Here is a 21,496-nt window from a genome sequence, read left to right on the forward strand (position 1 = left end):
ACTGCATAACTAAGGCTACCCTAATTGAAGCGAGGCACGGCGTGAATCCTCAGGTGACCCGCGACGCATATGGCGTTCCCCACCTGCAGGCCGGTGACCCACTCGCCCTCGTTCACCTCCAAGGCGAAACCACCGCCCGCGACCGGGCCTGGCAGCTCGAGCTCGCCCGGCACCGCTTCAACGGAACAACCGCCTCGTTCCTCGGCCCGGAAGCGCTCCCCTGGGACACCTTCGCCCGCCAGGCCCGGCTCGCCGACACCGCTCGCCAGTGCTTCGACGCCCTCGACGACGAGACCCGTGCCTGGGTGACGTCGTACGTCGATGGTGTGAACTCAGCCCTGCCATCGGCCGAGGCCCCCGAATTCGCAGCGACCGGCCTGACCCCCGGCAAGTGGGAGCCGTGGACACCGCTGGGGATCTGGCTCGCCGTCCACATCTTGTTCGCCGGATTCCCGAGCAAGCTGTGGCGCACCCATGTCGCGCAGCGGCTCGGCGAGGAGTACCTGCAGCTGTTCACTTCCGAGGGACCACACACATCCGGCAGCAACGGCTGGCTGATCCCCGGCTCCGCCACGGCAACCGGCCAGGCGATCATCGCCGGCGACCCACATCGCTACATCGAGCACCCCGGCGTCTACCAGCAGATCCGGCTCGCCTGCCCGTCGTACGACGTACTGGGGCTGGCCGTGCCGGGCATCCCCGGCATCGCCCATTTCGGCCATGCGGGGAAGGTGGCGTGGGCAATCACCAACGCCACCGCCGACTACCAGGACCTGTACGCCGAACAACTCCGGCGGACCGGATCGTCGATCGAAGCGCTCGGCCCGTCCGGGTGGGCGCCGGCGTCGTTCCACACTGAGGTCATCGAGGTCGCGGGAGCGGATCCGGTCACGATCGAGGTGATCGAGACCGACCGCGGCCCGATCATCGTGGATCACGCCGGTCAGACACTCAGCCTGCGTTATCCGCCGCGAGTCCTTCGCCGATTGGGGTTCGAGGCGATGCCGCGGTTGCTCCAGGCAACCAGTACCGCAGATATCGACGACATCCTGGAAGACTGGGTCGAGCCGGTCAACGTCGTCTTCGCCGCCGATATCAACGGCGGCCTCCTCCACCGCGTCGCGGGCGTGGTTCCGGAACGTCATCAGGCCAACGGACTTCGCGTCGTACCGGCCTGGGAGTCAGCCTTCGACTGGACCGGCTGGAAGCCAATGCCCAAGGCAACCGTCAACGGCCCGGAGGCAATGGCCAACGCCCGCGGAATCGCCACCCCGCTCGGCGTCGAGTTCGCCGCTCCCCACCGAGTGAACCGCATCCGCGAACTCCTGCACGAGCGCTCCGACTGGTCGATCGACGACATGCGAACCATCCACACCGACACCTACCTCGGCTCGGCCCACCGCATCATCGACCGACTCCCCGAACTCACAGATCTGTCCGCGGAAGCCGTTGCCCTGCGCACCGAACTCGTCGACTGGGACCGCCGCATGGACGCGACGAGCACCACGGCGTCGACGTACGCGGCCGTCCGTAAGGCCGTCATCGCGCGGCTCACCGAACGCTTCAGCATCCTCGAAAACCCCGAGTGCCCCGACATCTTCGCGCCGTACCTGGACACTCTCACCCACGTCTCCTACGCACTCGAAAACCTCCTCGAATCCGCCGACCTGGACGTCATCCCACTCATCCAGGGTGCCCTCGAAGACGTCGCCGCGGCCAAGCCCCGCCAACCCTGGGGCGAGACCCACCAGCTAACGCCGCTACACCCGCTGCGCACACCGCTCTTCACTCCCACCGAAGAACCGATCGACCTGGCCCTCTCCGGCGACCACCACTGCGTCTGGTCCACCTCACCCATGCCCGGCCTGGCCGACCTCTGCATCCGCGCCTCCGCCGCCCGCTTCGCCTGGGACCTCGCCGACCGCTCCGCCAGCACCTGGGTAGTCCCGTTAGGTGCCTCCGGCATCCAAGGCAACGCCCATCACCACGACCAACTTCCGCTGTGGCTCCGCGGCGACCTCATTCCGGCTGATGCCACCAAGCAACCGCCGGCCGCGAACTCTGCATCCGATTGATCGACCGAATCACCTGCACCGCCAAGACAGCTGCGACAACTCCGCTCAACGCGCTGAGAGTCGACCAGACCGCCACGCCCCCAGGAGTCCCGAAGGTCGGCGCCCCGTAGCTCGGCCTGCTGCTGATCTGCCCCTCCGTGTACAACGCCATGTAGTTGCACACCGAAGACCCGATCCAGAACAGCCACCAGACCGAGACGATCGAGTACCGGCTGCTGTCGATCCACGAGTTGCGGACCGCGGTCCGTGGGTCGCTCGCGGTCGCAACGTTCTGCACCACCCGCCCCGGCACCCAGAACGCCAGCACCGGCACGAACCAACCGAGCCCCGACCACAACCGCGAGTACTTGTGCTTCGCGTCGCACAAGAACTCCGAGTTCTCCCGCGCGCGCACCAGCCACACGATGAACAACACCGCGGCCAGCACCGTCGCCACCGGATAAGCCGCCACCAAACCCACCGACACCCACTCCAGCGTGCTCAACTGCTCCACCGGATCAGGATCCGCCCGCCGCCAGTCGATGACCGCGTTCCCGAGGTCCGCCACCGCCGACGCACCGATCGCCCACGAAGCTGCCAGCCCAATACCGCGGATGTTCCGCAACCGCGGCGCCTTCATCCGACCTCGCGTTGCCTGCTGCATGACAGTCCCCTTTCACCTACGAGAACTGTCCCAACTCCCCAACCCCAGTTGGGGAAACCGGCAGCAACCTGTCAGGGGCGATAGGTGGCAAGCACTACTTCCAACCGCAACCGCCGGAACCGTCCCGGTTGCTGGTCGCGAACCTGCCGGCCCTCCTCGGTCCAGAACGCCAAATCCGGTACGTCGTCCTCGCCGACGGGCACGAACTTCAGGACCTCGTCGACCGCTGCGGCCGCGAGCTTCAGGCGTTCCGTGCGGGCAGCCTGATCGTCAACAGGAACGCGGGAAGCGAGCTCATCGGCCAGCCCCAGCCATTGGCCGGCGTCGAGCAGCTCGGACGGTTCGGGTCCGCCGAAGGCGCCGAGGCGGGTCTCGCGCTCGGGCAACTCGAAGAAGTACTCACGGTCCTGCCGGCAGCCCGCACACGTGGTGTCGTAGGCGATGAGCAGTTCACCGTCCGCGGACTGGGTCAGGCCGTGCTCCCAGTTCTCGGTGGTCGTCGAGCAGCCGGCGCACGGCTGTCTGTTCAGCCACAGGATCGCCTCGTCGTGGGTCCGGGCTACCGGCAACTGCGCGGTCATGGGTTCACTCCGATCTCGTGGTGGTGGCCGGTCAAGTAGACCTCGCCGAGGATCGCTGGGAGATTGATCGGCGCGCCGGGACGGTCCGGCCGGGTCGGGTCGAACCCGAGCACCCGGACCGGGACCAGGGCGATCTCGTACCGGACCTCGACCCGGACCGTGACCAGGTCACCGTTCTCCAGCCGATGCCGTTCGCGACGGATACCGCGGGTGTCCGTGACCTGGTCCGATCGCTGGTCGCCACCGGTGAAGCCGCCCTTGAAGCCGGTCTCCCCGACGACATGGGAGGCGCCGGTCGGAGGCGACAGCAGCCGGCCGACGGAGGTCGACGTACTGACTGTCCGGGCGGCTCGGTCGACGATGCCGAGCTCGCCGTCCGGACTGATCTCGCTGACTTCTTGGACCTGCACCGGGACCGCGCGGATCACCACGTCGACGGCCACCGAGGCCTGACTCGGGACCGACAGCCGCAGGAATCGGACTCCCTCCGCTCCGGTCATCCGGGTGAAGGCGGCGTTCAGCACGGTCGGCGCGAGTTGGGCCTCGATCTCCGCGCGGTGCAGCTCGACCCCGGATCGACCGAAGCGACCGGCGGCCGTCAGCCCGTCGATCACCGACGCGGTCAACTGCTCACTGTCGTGCGCTCCGACGGTCTCGACCCAGACCGTCTCCGGCACGCTCCCAGGCTGGGCAGGAACAACCGGACCGAGCTTGGTTTTCGCGAGTCCCGTCGGCAGATGCTGGACCAGCGTCCCGTGCAACTCGATCTCGTCACTGACGATCAGCCCCGGCCGCTCCTCGGTCGGCTGCAGGCGGCTGCGCAGCCGGCCGTTGGTCGGCGCGGGCGACGGGTCATGAGTGACCTCGATCTTCAGCTTGATTCGCCGGCCGATCCGAGTCAGGCCCGAGAACTCCGAGACCCGTTCCATCCTGCTGTGCGTCTCGGCGAACGCGCGGCTGCTGCCTTGCTCCCGGTCCGTCGCCGTCGAACCGTCCATCCCGCTCTCCGCCGTACCGGTCGCTCCACCGGACAGCGTCCGGCCGTGGGTGGTCGTCGAAGCGCGGTCGTCGAACAGGAAGCGCTGGTTCGAGCTGAGCAGGCCGGGATTGGTACCCAGCTCCGTGGCCTCGTCGGACAGTACGGCGGTCACCCGGACCGTGACGTGGCTTCCTGCGTGCTGCCCGTGCTCGATCGCGTACGTGCGGACGAATCCACGACCGCCGAGCATGTCGTCGATGCGGCCCCACCACCGTTTGCCGGCCAGGTCGGCGAACATCGCCGGCGCCAGCACTCCATCACTGTCGACCCGCACCCCGACCCGCCGGGCCACCTCGCGGACGGCGTCCAGGACCGGGCTTGCCGACGTGTCGTCGAGCGCGTCCGTGAAGGCGACCGACTCGATCACGCTGCCGCCGAACCCGTAGCGGTACTGCGGAGGCACCGGCACGGTCGCGGTCGACGGCCGCAATGCTTTCGGCAATACGGCGGCCAACCGATCGCCGAACTGGCCGAGATCGGGGTCGGTCGCAGTCAGCGCGGCGATGATCCGCGCCTCGCCGTGATGCACGGCCAGGGCGGGCGGCGTAGTGGACTTGGACAGGCCAATGCGATAGGCGCGGACCAGGCCGGCCGCAGTGCGGGCGTCGAGCGGCAGGCTGCCGTTCAGGTAGCGCTCAACGGCATCCGCCACCTGCTCGAGCGGAAGTTTGAGTTTGCCGTTGATGTAGAAGCGCAGCGCCTCGGTCTCACCGATCTGGAAGTGCAACTGTCCGTTGCCTGCGTCGTACACATTGCGAGCCGCCGCGGTGTCGACGTTCAGTGTCACCGTAGTGTCCGCCACGAAGACGTAGTGCCGACCGGTGTCGATTGCCGATCGCTCGATCCCGGTGATCAACTGCTGAGTCCGGCCGGCGGAGTACGACCGGCTGCCGCCGCCGTTCACCCCGCCACCGTTGGGACCAGTGGTGTCCTGCGGATTGCCGTCGACCGCGACCGAGTCGGACACCGAGCCGTTGCTCGCCGCCGACCAGGCGACCGACGCGCCCTGGTTGCCGAGACCCAGGTTGATGTCGGCACCGACGCCGTCGGTGACCGAGACCAGCCGCACGTTGCCGACGATCCCGCGCAGGCCGAGCTGATGGCGACCGGCGATCGACCCGGGCGCGGTGATTGCCCCGCTGCGGTACGTCGTACCGGTCCACTCCGGGTGGGCGATCAGGTTGCGCGGATCCAGGAAGTTCTGGACCAGTTCACGGGTCAGCGGATCGTTCAGCAGCTCCGCGGGCAGATGTGACAGCAGATCCGGATTCTGGACGGCGAGGACCAGGATCCGCTGCAGGACAGCCGGCGTGAGCTGGGCGGTGACCGCCTCTTCCATCATCGTGGCCAGGGGCAACAGATCGGAGTCGATCAGCACCCGCGCGGTCCCCTGGGCGTCGTGAATCACCAGCTCGCTGTCCTGCTGCACTTCGCTGACCACCAACCGGTGCCCGAGCTCGAACACGGCCAGCGGTGCCCCGCTCTCCAACAAGGTGACCTGGTTGACCGTGCCACCGGTGAGCGAACTCATCCCGCGACCGAACGCGTTCCGGCCGAGCGAGACCCCGAGCGATCCGCCCTGGCCGTCAACCTTTTCCGAGTCTTTCAGCCCGAACGGCTTGACCCCCACCGGCATCCCCTTGGACCGGCTCGTCGTCCGCCCGGCCGACTCCGAACCGATGTTCAAGGCAACCATCGCTTCGTCCGAGGTCGTGCCGACGAACCGCACGGCGGCCGGGTCCTGGACGAGCTGGATCCGCAGCGTCGTGGTCTCGGTCGGCGCGGCGGTGCGAGTACGGACGAGTTCGACGAGCAGGCCGTCCCGGACCGCGCCGTCGTACCCGGCCTCCAGCCGGTTCGGCGCCAGCTGGGCGGTCAGTTCCTCCAGGTTCGCCAGCTGTGCTTGCCGTTCGAGGGGGTCGGTGGTCAGCAGCTCCACATCGATCCGGCCGTCCGGGGTCATCGGGGGCAGGAACCCACGCTCGGCCAGATGCCGGATCACGTTCTCGATGGCACCCTCCGTACCGGTCACCCGCTGCACGAGGGCAGGCCCGGACCCGACACCTGGCTTCGCCCACTCCGGCAGCTCCATCCGCCGGCCCGCGATGGCGTCCGGCAGTACGTCGCCGCGCAGGTACGGGTTCCCGTTCGGATCCAGCCGGGGCTTCCCTGCCGCGTCGCGGACGATCGCATCCGAGGACACCTTGAGTCCGTGCCGGTACGCGTCGTCGACACGCATCCGAACCAAGGCAATGGAGTCCGACGGGACGGTCCCATGCCGCTGCCCGTTCAGGACGAGCGACACCTCGTGGGTCAGCACCAGCTGATAGCCCTGGGTCGGTCCGACGAACCGGTGCACACCGATGTGCAACGCCGATCCCCCGGCGCTTTGGGATTCGGACCGACCGGCATCCCGGCCGGCCGAGGCCTCGGCGACGTACGCGCTGTCGGTGCCGGCCAGGTCCGTGAAGCCGGCTGCGCCGACCTCGACAGCGCCTTTGCCGGAGACGCCGGTCCCGAAGCTCTGCGACCAGGAGGCGGACCGGAACCCGGTCCGGTCCCGCTCCTGCCAGTGCGCCTCGCTCTGTGCCCCGACCAACTCGGTACGCACGTACTTGACGACCGTCCGGATCTCCAGGTGACCGACCGGTCGACCGTCGGCCGTCAGCGGCCGGATGATCGGCCGGCCGGTCGACTCGGACAACCGGCTAGGCAGGTCCTGGGTGAGCGCTTCCTGGATCTGCTCGCGCAGGTCGCGAGCCTGCTCTCCGAAGGAGCTCAACGGGCCGCCGAACACCCGGCTGACCTTGTCGGTCAGCCGTTGCAGGCCGTCGATCGAGCTGACCATCAGCTCCGGCAGCGGACCCGCCGGTTGCGGCCCGGACGAGACCTGATTCGCAGGTGCGGGCACGGTGTAGGCGTGCGATACCCAGCCACGCACCGGAGCACCGACCAGGTCTGGTTCGACCGGCCGCCAGCGACCGAACTCGCTCTCCCGGACCTGCACGTTCCAGCGGCCCTGCCCTTCGAACAGCACCGCCTCACCACGGTTGTCCTCGGTCGCGCCGTCTTGCGCGTACGCCGCCGCCGAGCCGCCGAGTGCCCGGCTCCGGTTGAATCCGCCGTCGATGCGCAGGGTGACGAACTCCCCCAGTGACCCGATCGACGGGATCTGGTCCATCACCAGCCGGGTGAGGTCGCGCAGTGACTGCGAGGCATTCAGGGTGAACCGCGACGTACCGGCGGTCCCGATCCGGCGGCCGCCCTGGGCTGTCTCGGCATGGACCAGCTGGGACGGTTTGGCACCGGGGTTCAGCACCTCACGCAGGTCTGCGATGTCCAGCGCGATCCGCAGCTCGGCCGGCCGGCCTGCGCCGACCCGCAACACGATGCCGTCCGCCGTCACGAGCTGGCCGAAGCCGGAGTTCAGTCGCAGCTGCAGATCAGCTGCCGTGAAGCGGTGATCAATGCCCAGCCGGTGCAGCTCCTTGTTCAGTTTCTCGGCCAGCTCGGCGAGTCCGGGCAGGTTGCCCACCGACAGCATGTCCGACAGCGCGGTCCGCGGCGGAAGCACCGGGGCAAGCTCCCGCTCAAGCTTCGCCTGCCGCCGCGCGAGCTCGGTCAGGTGTGCAGCCCGCTGATCCTCCGGAAGCCGAAGTACCTCGGCGTACTTGTCCCGCAGCAGTTCGGCCTCGCGAGCTGCCCGCCGGTACGCCGTCATCCGGCGCCGGTGCCAGGCCGCGACGTCGCGCTTCGACTCCGCTTCTCGCAGCTTCTCGCGGACTCGGCGGTGGCGACCCTCGTCCCGTTCCTGAGCAGCCTTGCGAGCCTCCTTGCTCGCGTCCTTGGCCGCTTTCTCGGCCTCCTTGATCGCCTGCCGTTTCCCGCGTTCCAGCGCACGCAACTCGGCCGCCCGGTTCGCCGCCTCCTGATGAGCAGCCGCGAAGTCCACCGGACCGGCGGGCGCGTCCGTCCAGGGCACAGCCGGAGGCGTGTGTCCGAACCGCGCGATAGCCCGGTTCAGCTGCTCGATGTCGTTGCGAATCACGTCGATCGCCGATTGGTCACCGGCGGCGACTGCCTCGCCGTACTGGCGCGACAACAGCCGGAGCTCGTTGAACTGCGCCTCCATGCACGCGTCCTCGACCGCGCCGGTGACCCGCGCCAGCACCCGGGTCACCCGAGAACCGTGACCGTGGAACGCATGCAGCGCATGACTGATCTCGTGCACCCACACCCGACCCAGCTGGTCATTCGCGATCCCGGGCGCAATGTGCACCACGTGCGGGTCTTCGATGGTCCCGGCATGCAGGTACGTCGCTGCCATCCGGCCGCGGCGTACCGGACCGATCTCCACCCGGAAGTGCTGGTCCTCCGACAGGCCGGCCGGACGGACGACGACCAAGTCGTCGTACCGATGTGGCGCGTCTTCGAGCAGGCCGCCGAAATCCTGCTGGCGGGTCGTCGCCGCCGCGTCCAGCACGGCATCGAGATCCAGCGCGCCCTCGGTGGCGGCCCGGCCGTTCACCACGAACCGCGAGCCGCGCACCTCACGGCTGTAGTGCGGCCCCGGAGGCGGCTTCGGGTGGCCGTGCGGGTTGTAGTTCGGATTGAGCGCCTGCTGAATCGCCGTCCGCGCGGTACCTGCCTGCGAGTCCCGCCCGAACCAGTCGAACTCCTGGTCGCTGACCCGATCCGCCCGGGCCCGGATCTCCTCGATCGGAGCCAGCCGATCGCGGTTCGGCCGGTTCACCTCGGTCTTCGGCTCGGCGGTGCCCCTCAACTCCACCAGCTGCCCGGCCGCACGGGGTCGCACCACCTCGATGACCACCTGTTTGCCGGCGGCGATGTCGGCAAGCCACTGCTCCTCAAGCCGTGCGTACTCGACGGGATCGACAGTCGCGCCGTCCGGAAGCAGGAAGGCGATACCACCCGGCCCGAACAGCCGGTAGCCGAGAACGTTGCCGTCGGCATCGAGCGGGATGCCACTACGGGCGGCTGCGGCTCGCCCCACTGCTTCGACGGCCGGTTTGAGCTTCGGATCCGTCGCCCGCACGGTCGCGACGACCTTGTCCACGACGCCGTCAGGCCCTTCGGTCCGCACCACTTCGTTCACGCCCAGGTACGTCGTACCGGCTGTTTCGGTGGCGTGCAGGGCCTCTGTCTGAACGAGCCCGACGTAGACCTGCCCGGTCACGTTGTCGAAGGTGACGGCCCGGATCTCGACGATCTTCTCGCCGCCGTTCCTGGTGTCGATCACCGTGTAGACGACATCGACCGCGTCCGGTCGGGCCTTGCCCGGTCTCGGCATGACCACGACCTCGACCTCCAGGCCCTGCTTGAGCAAGGCCCCCCACTCCTCCTCCATCTGGTTGTAGGCGGCGGAGTTGAAGTTCGCGTTCTGCGCGAAGAGGTTGTGGAAGTCGTCGTTCTGGAAGAACCGCCAGGCCAGGAGATGCCCGCCGCTGTCGGTCGCAAAGCCGTACTTGTCATTCACGGCCTTGCGTTTACCGGCCCCCTGGTTGCCGCGGTCGGACTCGTCGGCGTACCCCGCATAGTCCTCGCGCAGGCGGGCCACAGCCCGACGGAGGCGGCCGTCCTCGCCGACCTCCCAACGCGCCTCGTTCCGCCCGAACGTCCCGCGCTTGGAGACGTTGAAGTACGCGATGTCCCCGTCCGCGTCGCGCTCTGCCTGTTCGTCGAAGCCCGGTCGTACCGGCCCGAGCTGCGCCGGCGAATCAGCCGGGGTGAACCACCGGCTCTCCGGACCCTTCGGTACCGGCAAGCCCTGCTGTTCCAACGACCGCCGCGACGCCTCCAACTCCAGCCGCAGCTTCGCCTCCAACGCCCAGTCCTCCGGCCGCCCGGTCTGCTCCGCCACCTCTCTGGCGTTGGACAACTGGCGGGCCACCACACTGTGCTCGTTGACCTGAGCCGCCGCACACGCATCGGTGACCGGACCGTTCGAAGTCTGCAGGTTCATCGGGCCGTACATCTCGTGCAGCGCATGGCTGATCTCGTGCACCCATGCCCGCGTCAGCTGGTCGGTTCGCAAGGTCCGGTCGATCCGGGTCCGATGCGGTGTACCGTCGGTAGACAAGGTCGTCTGCGCGATCTTGTCGCCCGGAATGCGCCCCTCTTCGAGCCGGAACTCGTGGCGCCCGAACGCTGTCTCGACCGTGACGACGTTGCCGTCCACCTGCGGCTTGCCGTTGATCAGCCCACCGAAGTCCTGCTCCGCCATCGTCCGCGCCGCATCCATCACCTCCGCGTCCACTGCCGGCGCTGCCCCCGGACCCCGGCTGTTGCCTTCGATACCCGGCCGCTTCGGCGCATGCACCGTGCCCGGACCGCCGGTGATCTTCAGGCCGGACATGTCGTACTCGTCGATGATGATGCCCTCAGCAACAACCTTCCCGCCGCTGAAGGAAACCTTGGCCTTGACCATGAAGTAGCGGACGTTGCCGAGTTCGGCCTGGGTCTTGATCGCATCGACCAGTTCCGCCATCGTCGTGATCGGCGTCGCCACCTCCGGCCGGGCCGGCCGCACGCGGACCCGATCCGGACCGCCGTGTTCCGAAGGCAGCGCGACCCGCTCCACAGCGAACGAGTCGAACACCGCGACGGCCTCGTTGCCGAGCCCCTCCGGGCGATGCACGTCCTCGCGGATGGCTGTCAGCAGACTGTCGAGATACTCCGGGTGCCCCTGCAGGTACTGCACCAGGTCAAGTCCTCGCCGCGGCACGGGCTTCCCGCCGGGGCCCTTGGCTTCGACCACATCGAACCCACGGATCTCACGGGTGACCTTGTCCACCCGGATGTACAGCTGGTCCATCCGGCCGGCCCCACCGTTGGCGGCGAAGAACACCCGGTAGACATCCAGCCCCTGCGAGCGGGCCTCGACACCGAGCCACCGCAACATCGACTCCGCGAAGAGCTCACCGACCCACTCTCCCTCGGTCGTCGACCGCTTCCCGGTGAACTCCGGCTGCCGCAGGCCGTCCAGGATCTCCTGCCGCTGCTCGGCGCTGAGCTCGTTCCACGCCTGCAGCTCCGCGTCGGACATCTGGATCTCGACCGGCCGGCGCGTTTCCGTCGCGCTGTCGTTCCACAGGTCGACAGCGTCCTGCCGATCGGCGATCTCGGCGGCATCGTGACCAAGATCGGAATGCGTGAACGGCACGAAGATCCGGGGGAATCGGCGCCCTGGGACCACCTCGACGTTCTTGGGCACGAAGTCGCCGTCCGCGGTCACGTTCATCACCGGAACGCCGACCTGTTGGACCACTCCGTCCGACGTCCGGACCGGGAATGTCTCGCGCCCCGGCTTGGCGTCGCCGTGCCGGTTGACGTTCCCCTGGTTCTGCCCGGTATGCGGCTTGGCGAAGTAGTACTGACGCATCACCTTGGCGCGCGGAGTCAACCGGCCGTTCGCGTCCCTCTCGTTCAGCAACTCCGAGAACTGCTGCACCGCCTCGGACCGCAGCGACTTCCCACCGGCCCTGGCCCCCACCTGGACTGTGTGGCGACCGACCTGCTCCTGCCCGGCCAGCTCCTGCCGGGCATTCATCCGCGCCGCGAGCCCTTCGTCGAGCAACTCGAGTTCGCGCCGCCGGATCTCCTCGACCGCCCGGTCCTCAGCCCGCCCGGTCCGATCGGCGATCTCCTTGGCCTCACGAATCTGCCGCTCCACCAGCCGCCGCTCGTCCAGCGCCGCCTCGATACACGCATCCTCGGTGTGCCCGTGCTCGCCGGCCTTGACCCGCAACAGTTCCCGCACCGAGTGGCTGATCTCGTGCACCAACGCACGAGCCAACTGATCGGCCCGTACGCCGGAATCGATGACGGTCTCGTGAACCCCATCGGCCCCCAGGGTCGTCTGCGCCACGTTGCGCCCCGCCACCGACCCGAGACCCACCGCGAAGCGCATCGGTCCGAGACCCTCGACGTCCAGCACCATGTGCCCGGCATCGAAGGTGAGCTCGCCGTTGATCTCGAACCCGAAGTCCTCGGCCTGCACCGACTGGGCGGCCTCCGCCAGCTGCTGATTCGAAGCAGCCGCGGTCTCACCTGCCGCGAACCCCGGTCCCTCGGGCGCGTTCACCACCCGCCCCGCCGGTCGACCCGGACCCGGACCCGCACTCACAGCCCCAGCAAGCACGCGAGTCTCCAATGACTCCGCAGTCCCCGGCCCGGTCGGGTCCGTCACGCTCTCCGGCTCCACCTCCGCTGCAGCCTCGGGAGAGTTCGCCAACTCCTCCGCGGACGCCACCAAAGCGCCCGACAATTCGGACTCGGTGGAATCAGGCGTACCCGCCTGTTCGGACTCGGTGGCGTCAGGCGCCTGCTCGGACTCGTTGGTGTCCGGACCGTCCGGCGGACCAGGCGGCCCGCCCTGGGACTCGGACAGCTCACCAGGGTTCTTGGCTTGCTTACCTGGCTGCGGTACGCCGCGTCCGTCCATCCCGGCCTGAAGCTGAACGGGTGCCTGCACCCCGGCAACCGGCGCCGTACCGGGGACGACCGGCGCACCGACCGGCGCGACCGCCGGCGCACTATCGATGCCTTGAGCAACATTCGGGTCAACGTGGGCCGAGGTGTGCGCGGGTCCCGCCGCAGAGCCGGTTCCGCCCTCGACCGGCGCCAGACCGTCACCAGGAGCATCCACCGTCTCGGCGTGACCTACCTCGGCCCCCGGTGCATCCGCCGGTCCGGCTTCGCCCGGAAGAGTCTGGCCAGGCGTCTGCTCGACGTCGCCGGGTGTGTCCGTCCCCTCCGGACCTGTTGTGGCCGCAGGGGCCGCGGTGGTGTCATCCTCCACAGCCACATCGTCCTGCTGATGGTGATTCTCTTGGCTGGTCTGTTGCGTGCGGTGACCACCGTCCTGCACCGCATGCCCCGCAGGACGAGTGAGACCGTCCAGGTCCTGATTCGCCCCCTGCTGTGACGTGCCGCCCTGATGCGAAGCCCCGGTTTGCGGGGCAGCCTGGTTCGCCCCGGCCTGTTGCCCGGCGTTCTGCCCGGACGGTGCGGTCTGCGACGTGTTCTGGCCGGTTGGCGCAGTCTGTGAGCCAGGTTGCGTGGCACTCCCCGAATCGAGTCTCCCAGCGCCTTGAGTGGCCGGGTCGACGGCAGGGGCCGGCCGCGCCTCGCTCGGCGGTCCACCGGGCGGCGGTCCGCCAGGATCACTATGGCCACGGTCGAACACGACATCGCCGAGCGAGTGACCTCCTTGGTGAGACACGATGCGCGAGCCACCCAGCAACCCTGCGCCCAGTCCCTGGTCGTAGATCGCCTTCAGATAGTCCTCACCGAAGGGGTTACGCCCTTCGGCCACCGCCTGCACGATGGTGTTCGACACCGGCGACGAGATGCCGTTGGCGACGATCGCCTCTGCGGTGTCGTTGACACCTTTGCGGAGTCCGCTCGGCAGCACCCTGGTGACCCCCCGGACCGGCGCGGTGATGACCCGGCCGATCGGAGCAACCGGGATGTTGACCAAGGCTCCGACACCACCCGCCGCGGCCGCCTGGCCGACCTGGCCCCAGTCGATGGAGTCCCGGACCCCGCGCGCCATGTCCAGCGCTTGGCCGGTCAGGTCGACCAGCGGTTCCTCGATCATCTCGTTGGCGACGCCGAGTGCGAACTTGGTCAACCTGGGCGCGGCTGCCGCCATCCGGGCGGCCGCTGCGGCGACGAAGGCAGCGATTCGGCCGGCTGCTCCCTCGATGATGAACCGGCGCGCCAGGTCACCGAGGCCGGGTGGCAGCGCGAAGCTCGCGGCGAACGCGACCACGTTCGCGATCAGCTCGGCGTAGATCTGGTTCTTGACCTGGACGATGGTGCGGGCGTATTGGTCGCTGATGCTGCTCAGCTGCCGCATCCCCTCGACCAGCTTGGCCGTCCCGACGTACCTCGAGTTCAGCATCCGGTCGACCTTGGAATGGAAGATCGTGCCGTTGATGTCCCGCCAGACTGCCGGCAGCTTGTTGTTGGCGTCGGTCGCCGTCGTGACTTGGCTTTCCAGAACGTCAGCGGCCCGTTGCCACTGCTGCGCCAGCCGGAAGGCGGCATCCTCGTCGACCCAGATCGGGAACGTGTTGTCGAGCATCCGGCGGAGCTCCGGCCACAGGCTGGTCGTCGGCTCGGGAATCATCGATCGCTCCCGCTCACGTGATGTTGTTCAGCCGATCGGTCATGTTCTCCAGCGTCGCCTTGTAGATCGCGACACCCTTGCGGCCGGTGGCGACCGCCGGGCTGATCTTCTGCACGAGCCCGTCGGCGCGCTCGGTGAGCCCAGGCTCGACGGCGTTGTAGTTCTCCCGGAACTGTTTGCTGATGTCGTCGAAGCCCTGCACCTTGCCCTCGTCCGCGCTGATACCGCGTTTCAGCGTCTTCCACTCCTTGTCCCAGGCCTTGATCGGCACCTCGATCATGTTCAGCATGGTCGGCGCGTCGTCGACCGACATGTCCAGGTCGCCAGTGCCACCGGTGGTCATCGGGCACCTCCCGTCCGCCGATTGCCGGACCGCTCGAGCTCGGACAGCAGTGGCCCGAACTCGAGGTCGTCACCTTTCGGTGCCGGTTGGCCGGGCAGCGCTGCCGAGTACGTCGCCAACGCGTCCTGCTGCGCGTTCGTCCGGGCCATGGCGACCGCCGCGACGATCTGCGCCGCCAGCTCTTCCGGCGCGTACTCGCGGTAGACGCGAGTATCGAGGTACAACGCGGTGAGTTCGCCACGGCCGTTGGCCGTGGCCTCTACCAGTCCGTCGGCGGCTTCGCCGGTTGCGGTGGTGGCGGCAACGGCCTCCTGAGCGGCCAGCAGTTGACGCTCGAGTTGCTCGACGTCGGACAGCAGGCCGGGTCCGGTCCGGACTGGTTCTGCCATGGCGGCACCTCCTCGATCGTTTCCCGAGCCCCACATTGACCGGCGTACGGCGGGTGCTGAGGACGCTGACCTCTTCCTGCCAGGCGCCCGCGAGACCATCGTGCGGCGGAAACCATCGAACGATGAGAACTCCAGCCACGCTCGTCACCATCGGCCTGTTGACTTGTGCGGTCGCCCAGCCGGCGGCCGCGGCGCCACCGAAGGGCGCCTGCAGCAACCCGGAGCCTGGCCGGCCCGTGATCAAACAGTTGCCGTGGGCCCAGGACCTGCTGGGCGTCGAACGCGTCTGGCCGCAGACCAACGGTGCCCGAGTGACAGTGGCGGTCGTGGACTCCGGTGTCGACGCCGACAACCCGCAGCTTCGGGGCCGGGTGCTGGCCGGGCAGGACTTCCACCACCACGGCAAGCTGCCCGGCAGCTACGACTGCGTCTCGCACGGTACGTCGGTCGCCGGCATCATCGCCGCCACGCCGACCTCCGGGATCGGCTTCCACGGTATCGCGCCCGGCGCGACGATCCTGCCGGTCCGGGTCACCGACCGTGAGGCGAACGAAGGTGAGGCAGCTCGCACGATCGATCCCAATGTGCTTGCCCGAGGCATCGTCTACGCGGTTGACCAGGGCGCCCGCGTGATCAACCTGTCGCTGTCCGGATCCGCGGACCGCAAGGTGATCCGGGAGGCCATCGCCTACGCGGTCGGCAGCGATGTGGTCGTGGTCGCGGCAGCCGGCAACCGCCAGACCAACGGCGCGGACTCGACCCCGTCCTATCCAGCTGAATACCCCGGAGTGCTCGGGGTAGGGGCGATCGGCATCGACGGCGCACGTGTCAATGGCTCCCAGACCGGCTCGTACGTCGACATCGTCGCACCGGGCGGCGACGTACTGTCCACGACTCGGGTCAGCGGCCACAACTACATGTCAGGCACCAGCTTCGCCGCACCCTTTGTGTCGGCAACGGCCGCCCTGGTGCGCTCGGCGTGGCCCGAACTGACTGCTGAACAGGTGATTCAGCGCATCGAAGCAACCGCCAGTCCGGCGCGCGGCGGCAGAGCCAGCAACGAGTACGGCGCCGGAGTCGTCGACCCGTATCGCGCAGTCACCGAGGGCATGCTGGCCAAGGGTGCCGTGATTCCAGCGGCAGCCGCGACACCGCCGGACCCTCAGGTGGTTGTGGCTCGGGCCTGGTGGCGCGATGCCGGCTCCCGAGCGCGCGAGCTCACCGGCCTGTCGTTGGGCATGGCAACAATCGTGCTGATCCTCGCGATCGTCCTGGCGGCCGGTCGACGTCGGCGCTGGACGGCGTCCCGCGCCGAGACGGCTCCACGTACCCGGCGCCGCACTGAAGAGCCGCTGCCGGAGCATCTGTTCGACCGTTCGCTCTGACGATCGAGGGCAGACAGCGAAGTGCCCGGCTGGGATTGCTCCCAGCCGGGCACTTCATCGTCGAGCGGTTACGTCCGCAAAGCCGCGATCGAACTGGCGATGCTCTGCTGCGCATGCTGCCCGTTCATGTTGATGTCGCCGAGGCCCTTCGCCTGCGCGTGCGCGATCTGCGCGTTCTGCATGACCCGGTCGCGGTTCATCTGCACCGCAGCCAACGCGTCCTGGCCCTCCTGACTCTGCCAGCCATCCGGCAGGAACTGCATGATGCCCCGTGCCTGATCATCGACGGTCGTTTCCTCGAAGTTCGCCCCAACGGTGTGCTTGGTGGCGACCTCGTCGATCGTTTCGAACCTCATGTACATCTCGGTCATAACTGTCCTCCACTGGATTCGGGAGCGGCCTGGTCGGTCAGGCCGTCATTCCGCCGGTCACGCCACCCAGGATGGAGGCGTTGGACTCCACCGCGTTCAGCATCGTGTTGCCGACCCACTGCGCGGTGCCTTCCTGATCGTTGAGGTGGTTGATGTTCGGCTGGCTGTCGTCCAGCTTGTACTGGATGTTGTTGGCGGCGGCGACCATCGGACGGTCGCGCAGCCCGGTGGCGAGTTCGTCGCCGGCGGCAACCAAACGCTGGTTGCTGCCGACCAAGTGGTCGCGAGTCTCACCGGCGACCGCACCCCATTGCGTGCGGATCTGGTCGCCGAAGCCCTGGAAGAATGCATCTGCCACGAGCCTCTCCTTTCGTGATAGGTCCCTGGACGCTCAACGCTAGGAGCAGCCGGTACGCCGGCATGGGGCCTCGGCACGTTCCTGCCATCACGCAGCACGGTGCCGCTGGGCGCGCGACGATCTTTCTGCGTACCAGGAGAGGTGGTCGAAATGTCGACGATGCTTGTCAGGCGGCCGGACCGGCAGCCGGCACCCACGATGCCCGCCGGCGAATTGTTGCTCTCGGCACCCCCGGAGGTGCCCGAGCCCGGTGGCCGGCAGTGGGCGCAGGCCCTGATGGTGCTGCCGATGATCGCGATGATGGGCGCGATGATGCTGATGTTCTCCGGGAGCGTCGGCGGCGGTCTGCGCTATGCGATCTACGGCCTCTTCGGCGTCGCGATGATCGGCATGATCGTCGGCGGCCTCTTCATGCGCAGCGGCGGCGGCAAGGCAGAGATGGGGCACGCGCGCCGGACCTATCTGCGGGAGCTGGCGCAGCAGCGGACGCGATTGACCCGGGCGGTCGACCAGCAGCGCGAGACCATGGAGTACCTGCACCCGTCGCCGGAAACCCTGTGGACACTGGTCGCCGGCCACCGGCTGTGGGAGCGGCGTCGTGACCACGAGGACTTCGGGATCACCCGGATCGGGGTCGGCCCGCAGGCACCGGCGATGGACATCGTTGCCCCGGACACCCAACCGCTGGAGCGGCTGGAACCGTTGTCCGCCATGGCTTTGCGGCGATTTGTAGCGACGTACGCCGCGGTGAACGACCTGCCGATCGCAATGGCCATCACCGGGTTCGCGAAACTCCACCTGACCGGCGCCCGGGAGCGCACGGACAGTCTGGCCCGCGCGATGCTCTGCCAGCTCGCGACCGCGCACGCCCCGGACAACCTACGGATAGCGGTCGTTGCGGGCGCCGCCGAGACCGCGACCTGGGACTGGGTCAAGTGGTTGCCGCACGCCCTGCATCCGGATCAGACCGACGCGCTCGGTCCGGTCCGGATGATCGCTCCGTCGATCAGTGCCGTCGAAGCCATCCTGGACGACCTGCTGGCCGGACGGCCGCGGTTCGACCTCGAGTCGGAGTACGTCGGCAACGGGCCACACCTGGTCGTCGTCGTGGTCGGCGGTGAAACGCAGGGATCGGACCATCTGCTGGCCGACCGGGGTCTCGAAGGTGTGACCGTCATCGATCTGGTCACGCAGCCACCCCGCTCGCTGGACGCCAGCGCAGTGGTTCTCGACGTTGCGGGCGATGGCGCGCTGACCAGCGAGACGATCGACGGTGTCACGCCACTCGGCAAGGCCGACACGCTGTCTGTCATGGCCGCCGAAGGGCTGGCCCGGCAGCTCGCGCCGCTGCGGCTCACCGCCGGCGCCCAGAGCGACCAGCCGTTGACCGCCGACCTCGGCCTGGGTGAGCTGCTCGAGCTGGGTGATCCCTACGAATTCGACCCGGCCGATACCTGGATCGCCCGGCCGAGCCGGGACAAGCTCCGGATCCGGTACGGCCTGCGGGCCGACGGAATGCCGATCGAGCTCGACCTCAAGGAATCGGCACAGGAAGGTATGGGCCCGCACGGTTTGTTGATCGGGGCCACCGGCTCCGGCAAGAGCGAGCTGCTCCGGACGCTGGTTCTCGGCCTCGCGATCACGCACCCGCCGCGGTCGCTGAACTTCGCGCTGATCGACTACAAGGGTGGCGCGACGTTCGCGACCTTGGACAAGCTGCCGCACACCAGTGCGGTGATCACCAACCTGGCCGACGAACTCGACCTGGTCGACCGGATGACGGACGCCATCAACGGCGAGCTGATCCGGCGGCAGGAGCTGCTCCGCGACGCCGGCAACTTCGCGTCACTGCGGGACTACGAGAAGGCCCGGATGGCCGGTGCTCCGCTGGCCGAGGTGCCGACGCTGCTGGTGGTGTGCGACGAGTTCAGCGAGCTGCTCAGCGACCGGCCCGACTTCATCGACATGTTCGTCCAGATCGGCCGAGTGGGCCGGTCGCTCGGTGTCCATCTGCTGCTGGCCAGCCAGCGGCTGGACGAGGGGCGGCTGCGCGGACTCGAAGCCCATCTGTCGTTCAAGATCGGGCTGCGGACCTTCTCCGACATGGACAGCCGCGCGGTACTCGGCGTCAACGACGCGTTTTTGTTGCCCAGGGCCCCTGGTCACGGCTATCTGCGGATCGGCACCGAGCCGCTGGATCGCTTCCGGTCGGCGTACGTGTCCGGTGTGCATCGACGCGCGGTTCACGGTGACAGTGCGCTGGTCGTCGACGACTCGCTCGTCCTGTACGAGTACACCAGCGGATACGTCGCTCCCACCATCGAGCCGGAGGCCGCGGACGACCGTCCCGAGGACGACCCGTTCGACCAGAGTGTCGGTGAGACCCTGCTGGACATCCTGGTCGAGCGGATGCAGGGCCGCGGCGACACCGCCCACCAGATCTGGCTGCCACCACTGGACGAATCACCAGGTCTCGACGAGGTTCTCGGTGCACCGAGGGTCGATGGCGAGCGTGGTCTGACCGCCGGCGATCCGCAGCTCGCCGGAAGCCTGTGTGCAGTGGCCGGGTACGTCGACCGGCCGCTGGAGCAGCGTCGAGACCCGCTGCTGCTCGATCTGTCCGCCGGGGGTGGGCACCTCGCGCTGTGCGGAGCGCCGCACAGCGGCAAGAGCACGGCGTTGGCCTCGATCGTCATGTCGCTGGCGCTGACCCACACGCCCGCCGAGATCCAGTTCTACTGCCTCGACTTCGGTGGCGGCGTGCTCGGCAGCCTCCGCGATCTACCGCACGTCGGCGGCGTGTCCGGACGGCAGGACACCAACTCCGTCCGCCGGACCGTCTCCGAGGCCGCGAACCTCATCGCGCATCGGGAGCGGGAGTTCGCGGCATTGGGGATCGACAGCATGGACACCTACCGGGCTCGCCGGCGAGCCGGGACGGTACCGCCGTCGCCGTACGGCGATGTCTTCCTCGTCATCGACGGCTGGGGCACGATTCGCAACGACTTCGACGACCTCGAGGTCATGCTCGCCGACATCGCGACCCGGGGGCTGGCCTACGGCGTTCATCTGATGGTCAGCGCCGCCCGCTGGTTCGAGATCCGGACCGCCGTTCGTGACCTGGCCGGCACCAAGCTCGAGTTCCGGATCGGCGACCCGATCGACTCGTTCCTCGACCGCAAGGCCGCTGTTCTGGTGCCGGACGGCAGCCCCGGCCGGGGCATCCTGGCCAGCAGGCATCAGTTCCTGACCGCCAAGCCGCACCTGAGCACCGACAGCGGTGAGCGGATGACCGACGGCGTCGGAAAGCTCATCGAGCGGATCGCCGCGAACTGGAACGGTGATTCGGCGCCCCGGATCCTGCTGCTGCCGGGCGAGGTGCCGTTCGAGAACCTGGACGGCCAGAGCAGCCAGGAGACCGGCCTGGCCGTCGCAGTGGCTGAACGCGACCTCTCGCCGGTCCGGCTCGACTTCACGACGGATCCGTGTTTGATCGTCCTCGGGGATACCGCATCCGGGAAGAGCTCCTTCCTCCGCACCGTGATCCGCCGGATCGAACAGGTCCATACACCCGCCGACGCCCGGCTGCTCGTCATCGACCATCGCCGAAGCCTGCTCGGCGCTGTCAACGAGTCCTACCTGCTCGGCTACGGGACGAACCTGCAGAGCACGCAAAGCCTCGTCGTCCAGATCTGCGAAGCGCTGACCGAACGCCTGCCTGGCCCCGATGTGACCCCTGAGCAACTGCGCGAGAAGTCCTGGTGGTCGGGACCGGACGTCTACATCTTGATCGACGACTACGACCTGGTCGCCACAACCCAGGACCATCCGCTGATGCCGCTGTTGCCGTTCATCGCGCAGGCAGGCGACATCGGCCTCCATGTCATAGCGGCCCGACGGACCGGTGGCGCGATGCGCGGTCTGTTCGAGCCGCTCCTGGCCCGGCTGCGCGATATCGCGTCGCCCGGTCTGCTGCTGTCCGGTAACCGCGACGAGGGCGTTCTCCTCGGCGGGCTCCGGCCCCAGCAGCTACCCCCTGGCCGCGGCCAGCTGATCAGCCGGCAGGGCTCGGTCCGCCTTGTGCAATTGACTCTGCCACCGCAGACCTGACTGCCGGCCCCCGTACGAAAACACAGCACACGAAAGGAGAAAGACC

10 protein-coding genes are annotated in these 21,496 nt (G+C 68.3%); 3 read left to right on the plus strand and 7 right to left on the minus strand.

What is annotated here, in order from left to right:
• Positions 1–53: 53 nt before the first annotated feature.
• Positions 54–2,075: a penicillin acylase family protein gene (locus E1263_RS06145; protein ID WP_238161093.1), complete on the plus strand. Its 2,022-nt coding sequence runs from the start codon at positions 54–56 to the stop codon at positions 2,073–2,075.
• On the opposite strand, the gene E1263_RS06150 is transcribed toward E1263_RS06145, so the two are convergent.
• The 5 genes from E1263_RS06150 to E1263_RS06170 form a co-directional block, all read right to left on the minus strand.
• Entirely contained in the window at positions 2,020–2,718 is a 699-nt protein-coding gene (locus E1263_RS06150; protein ID WP_132166184.1) for a DUF4328 domain-containing protein, read from the minus strand. The genes E1263_RS06145 and E1263_RS06150 overlap by 56 nt on opposite strands.
• A gap of 71 nt (positions 2,719–2,789) precedes the next feature.
• Positions 2,790–3,299, minus strand: coding sequence for a hypothetical protein (locus E1263_RS06155; protein ID WP_132166185.1), 510 nt, complete (start codon positions 3,297–3,299; stop codon positions 2,790–2,792).
• Complete coding sequence (locus E1263_RS06160; RefSeq protein WP_132166186.1) at positions 3,296–14,494, minus strand: WXG100-like domain-containing protein; 11,199 nt, start codon at positions 14,492–14,494, stop codon at positions 3,296–3,298. The genes E1263_RS06155 and E1263_RS06160 overlap by 4 nt, the downstream gene beginning before the upstream one ends.
• Before the next feature lie 13 nt (positions 14,495–14,507).
• Positions 14,508–14,837 (minus strand): hypothetical protein, encoded by a 330-nt coding sequence (locus E1263_RS06165; RefSeq protein ID WP_132166187.1) that lies wholly within the window; start codon positions 14,835–14,837, stop codon positions 14,508–14,510.
• On the minus strand, positions 14,834–15,226 hold the full coding sequence (locus tag E1263_RS06170; protein WP_165956502.1) for a YbaB/EbfC family nucleoid-associated protein: 393 nt from the start codon (positions 15,224–15,226) through the stop codon (positions 14,834–14,836). The genes E1263_RS06165 and E1263_RS06170 overlap by 4 nt, the downstream gene beginning before the upstream one ends.
• 122 nt (positions 15,227–15,348) lie before the next feature.
• Between E1263_RS06170 and mycP the strand changes: the two genes are divergently transcribed.
• Positions 15,349–16,611 carry a type VII secretion-associated serine protease mycosin gene (gene mycP, locus E1263_RS06175; RefSeq protein ID WP_132166189.1) on the plus strand — a complete coding sequence of 421 codons (1,263 nt, stop codon included), beginning with the start codon at positions 15,349–15,351 and terminating at the stop codon, positions 16,609–16,611.
• A 68-nt stretch (positions 16,612–16,679) separates the two neighbouring features.
• Here mycP and E1263_RS06180 read toward each other — a convergent pair whose 3' ends face one another.
• Both E1263_RS06180 and E1263_RS06185 read right to left on the minus strand, forming a co-directional pair.
• Complete coding sequence (locus E1263_RS06180) at positions 16,680–16,982, minus strand: hypothetical protein (protein ID WP_132166190.1); 303 nt, start codon at positions 16,980–16,982, stop codon at positions 16,680–16,682.
• Between the two features lie 37 nt (positions 16,983–17,019).
• Entirely contained in the window at positions 17,020–17,340 is a 321-nt protein-coding gene (locus tag E1263_RS06185) for a hypothetical protein (RefSeq protein WP_132166191.1), read from the minus strand.
• A gap of 150 nt (positions 17,341–17,490) precedes the next feature.
• Between E1263_RS06185 and eccCa the strand changes: the two genes are divergently transcribed.
• A complete protein-coding gene (eccCa, locus tag E1263_RS06190; RefSeq protein WP_132166192.1) occupies positions 17,491–21,450 on the plus strand; it encodes a type VII secretion protein EccCa in 3,960 nt (1,319 codons plus the stop codon).
• The last annotated feature ends 46 nt before the right edge of the window (positions 21,451–21,496 follow it).

The organism is Kribbella antibiotica, from assembly GCF_004349055.1.
GTDB lineage: Bacteria > Actinomycetota > Actinomycetes > Propionibacteriales > Kribbellaceae > Kribbella > Kribbella antibiotica.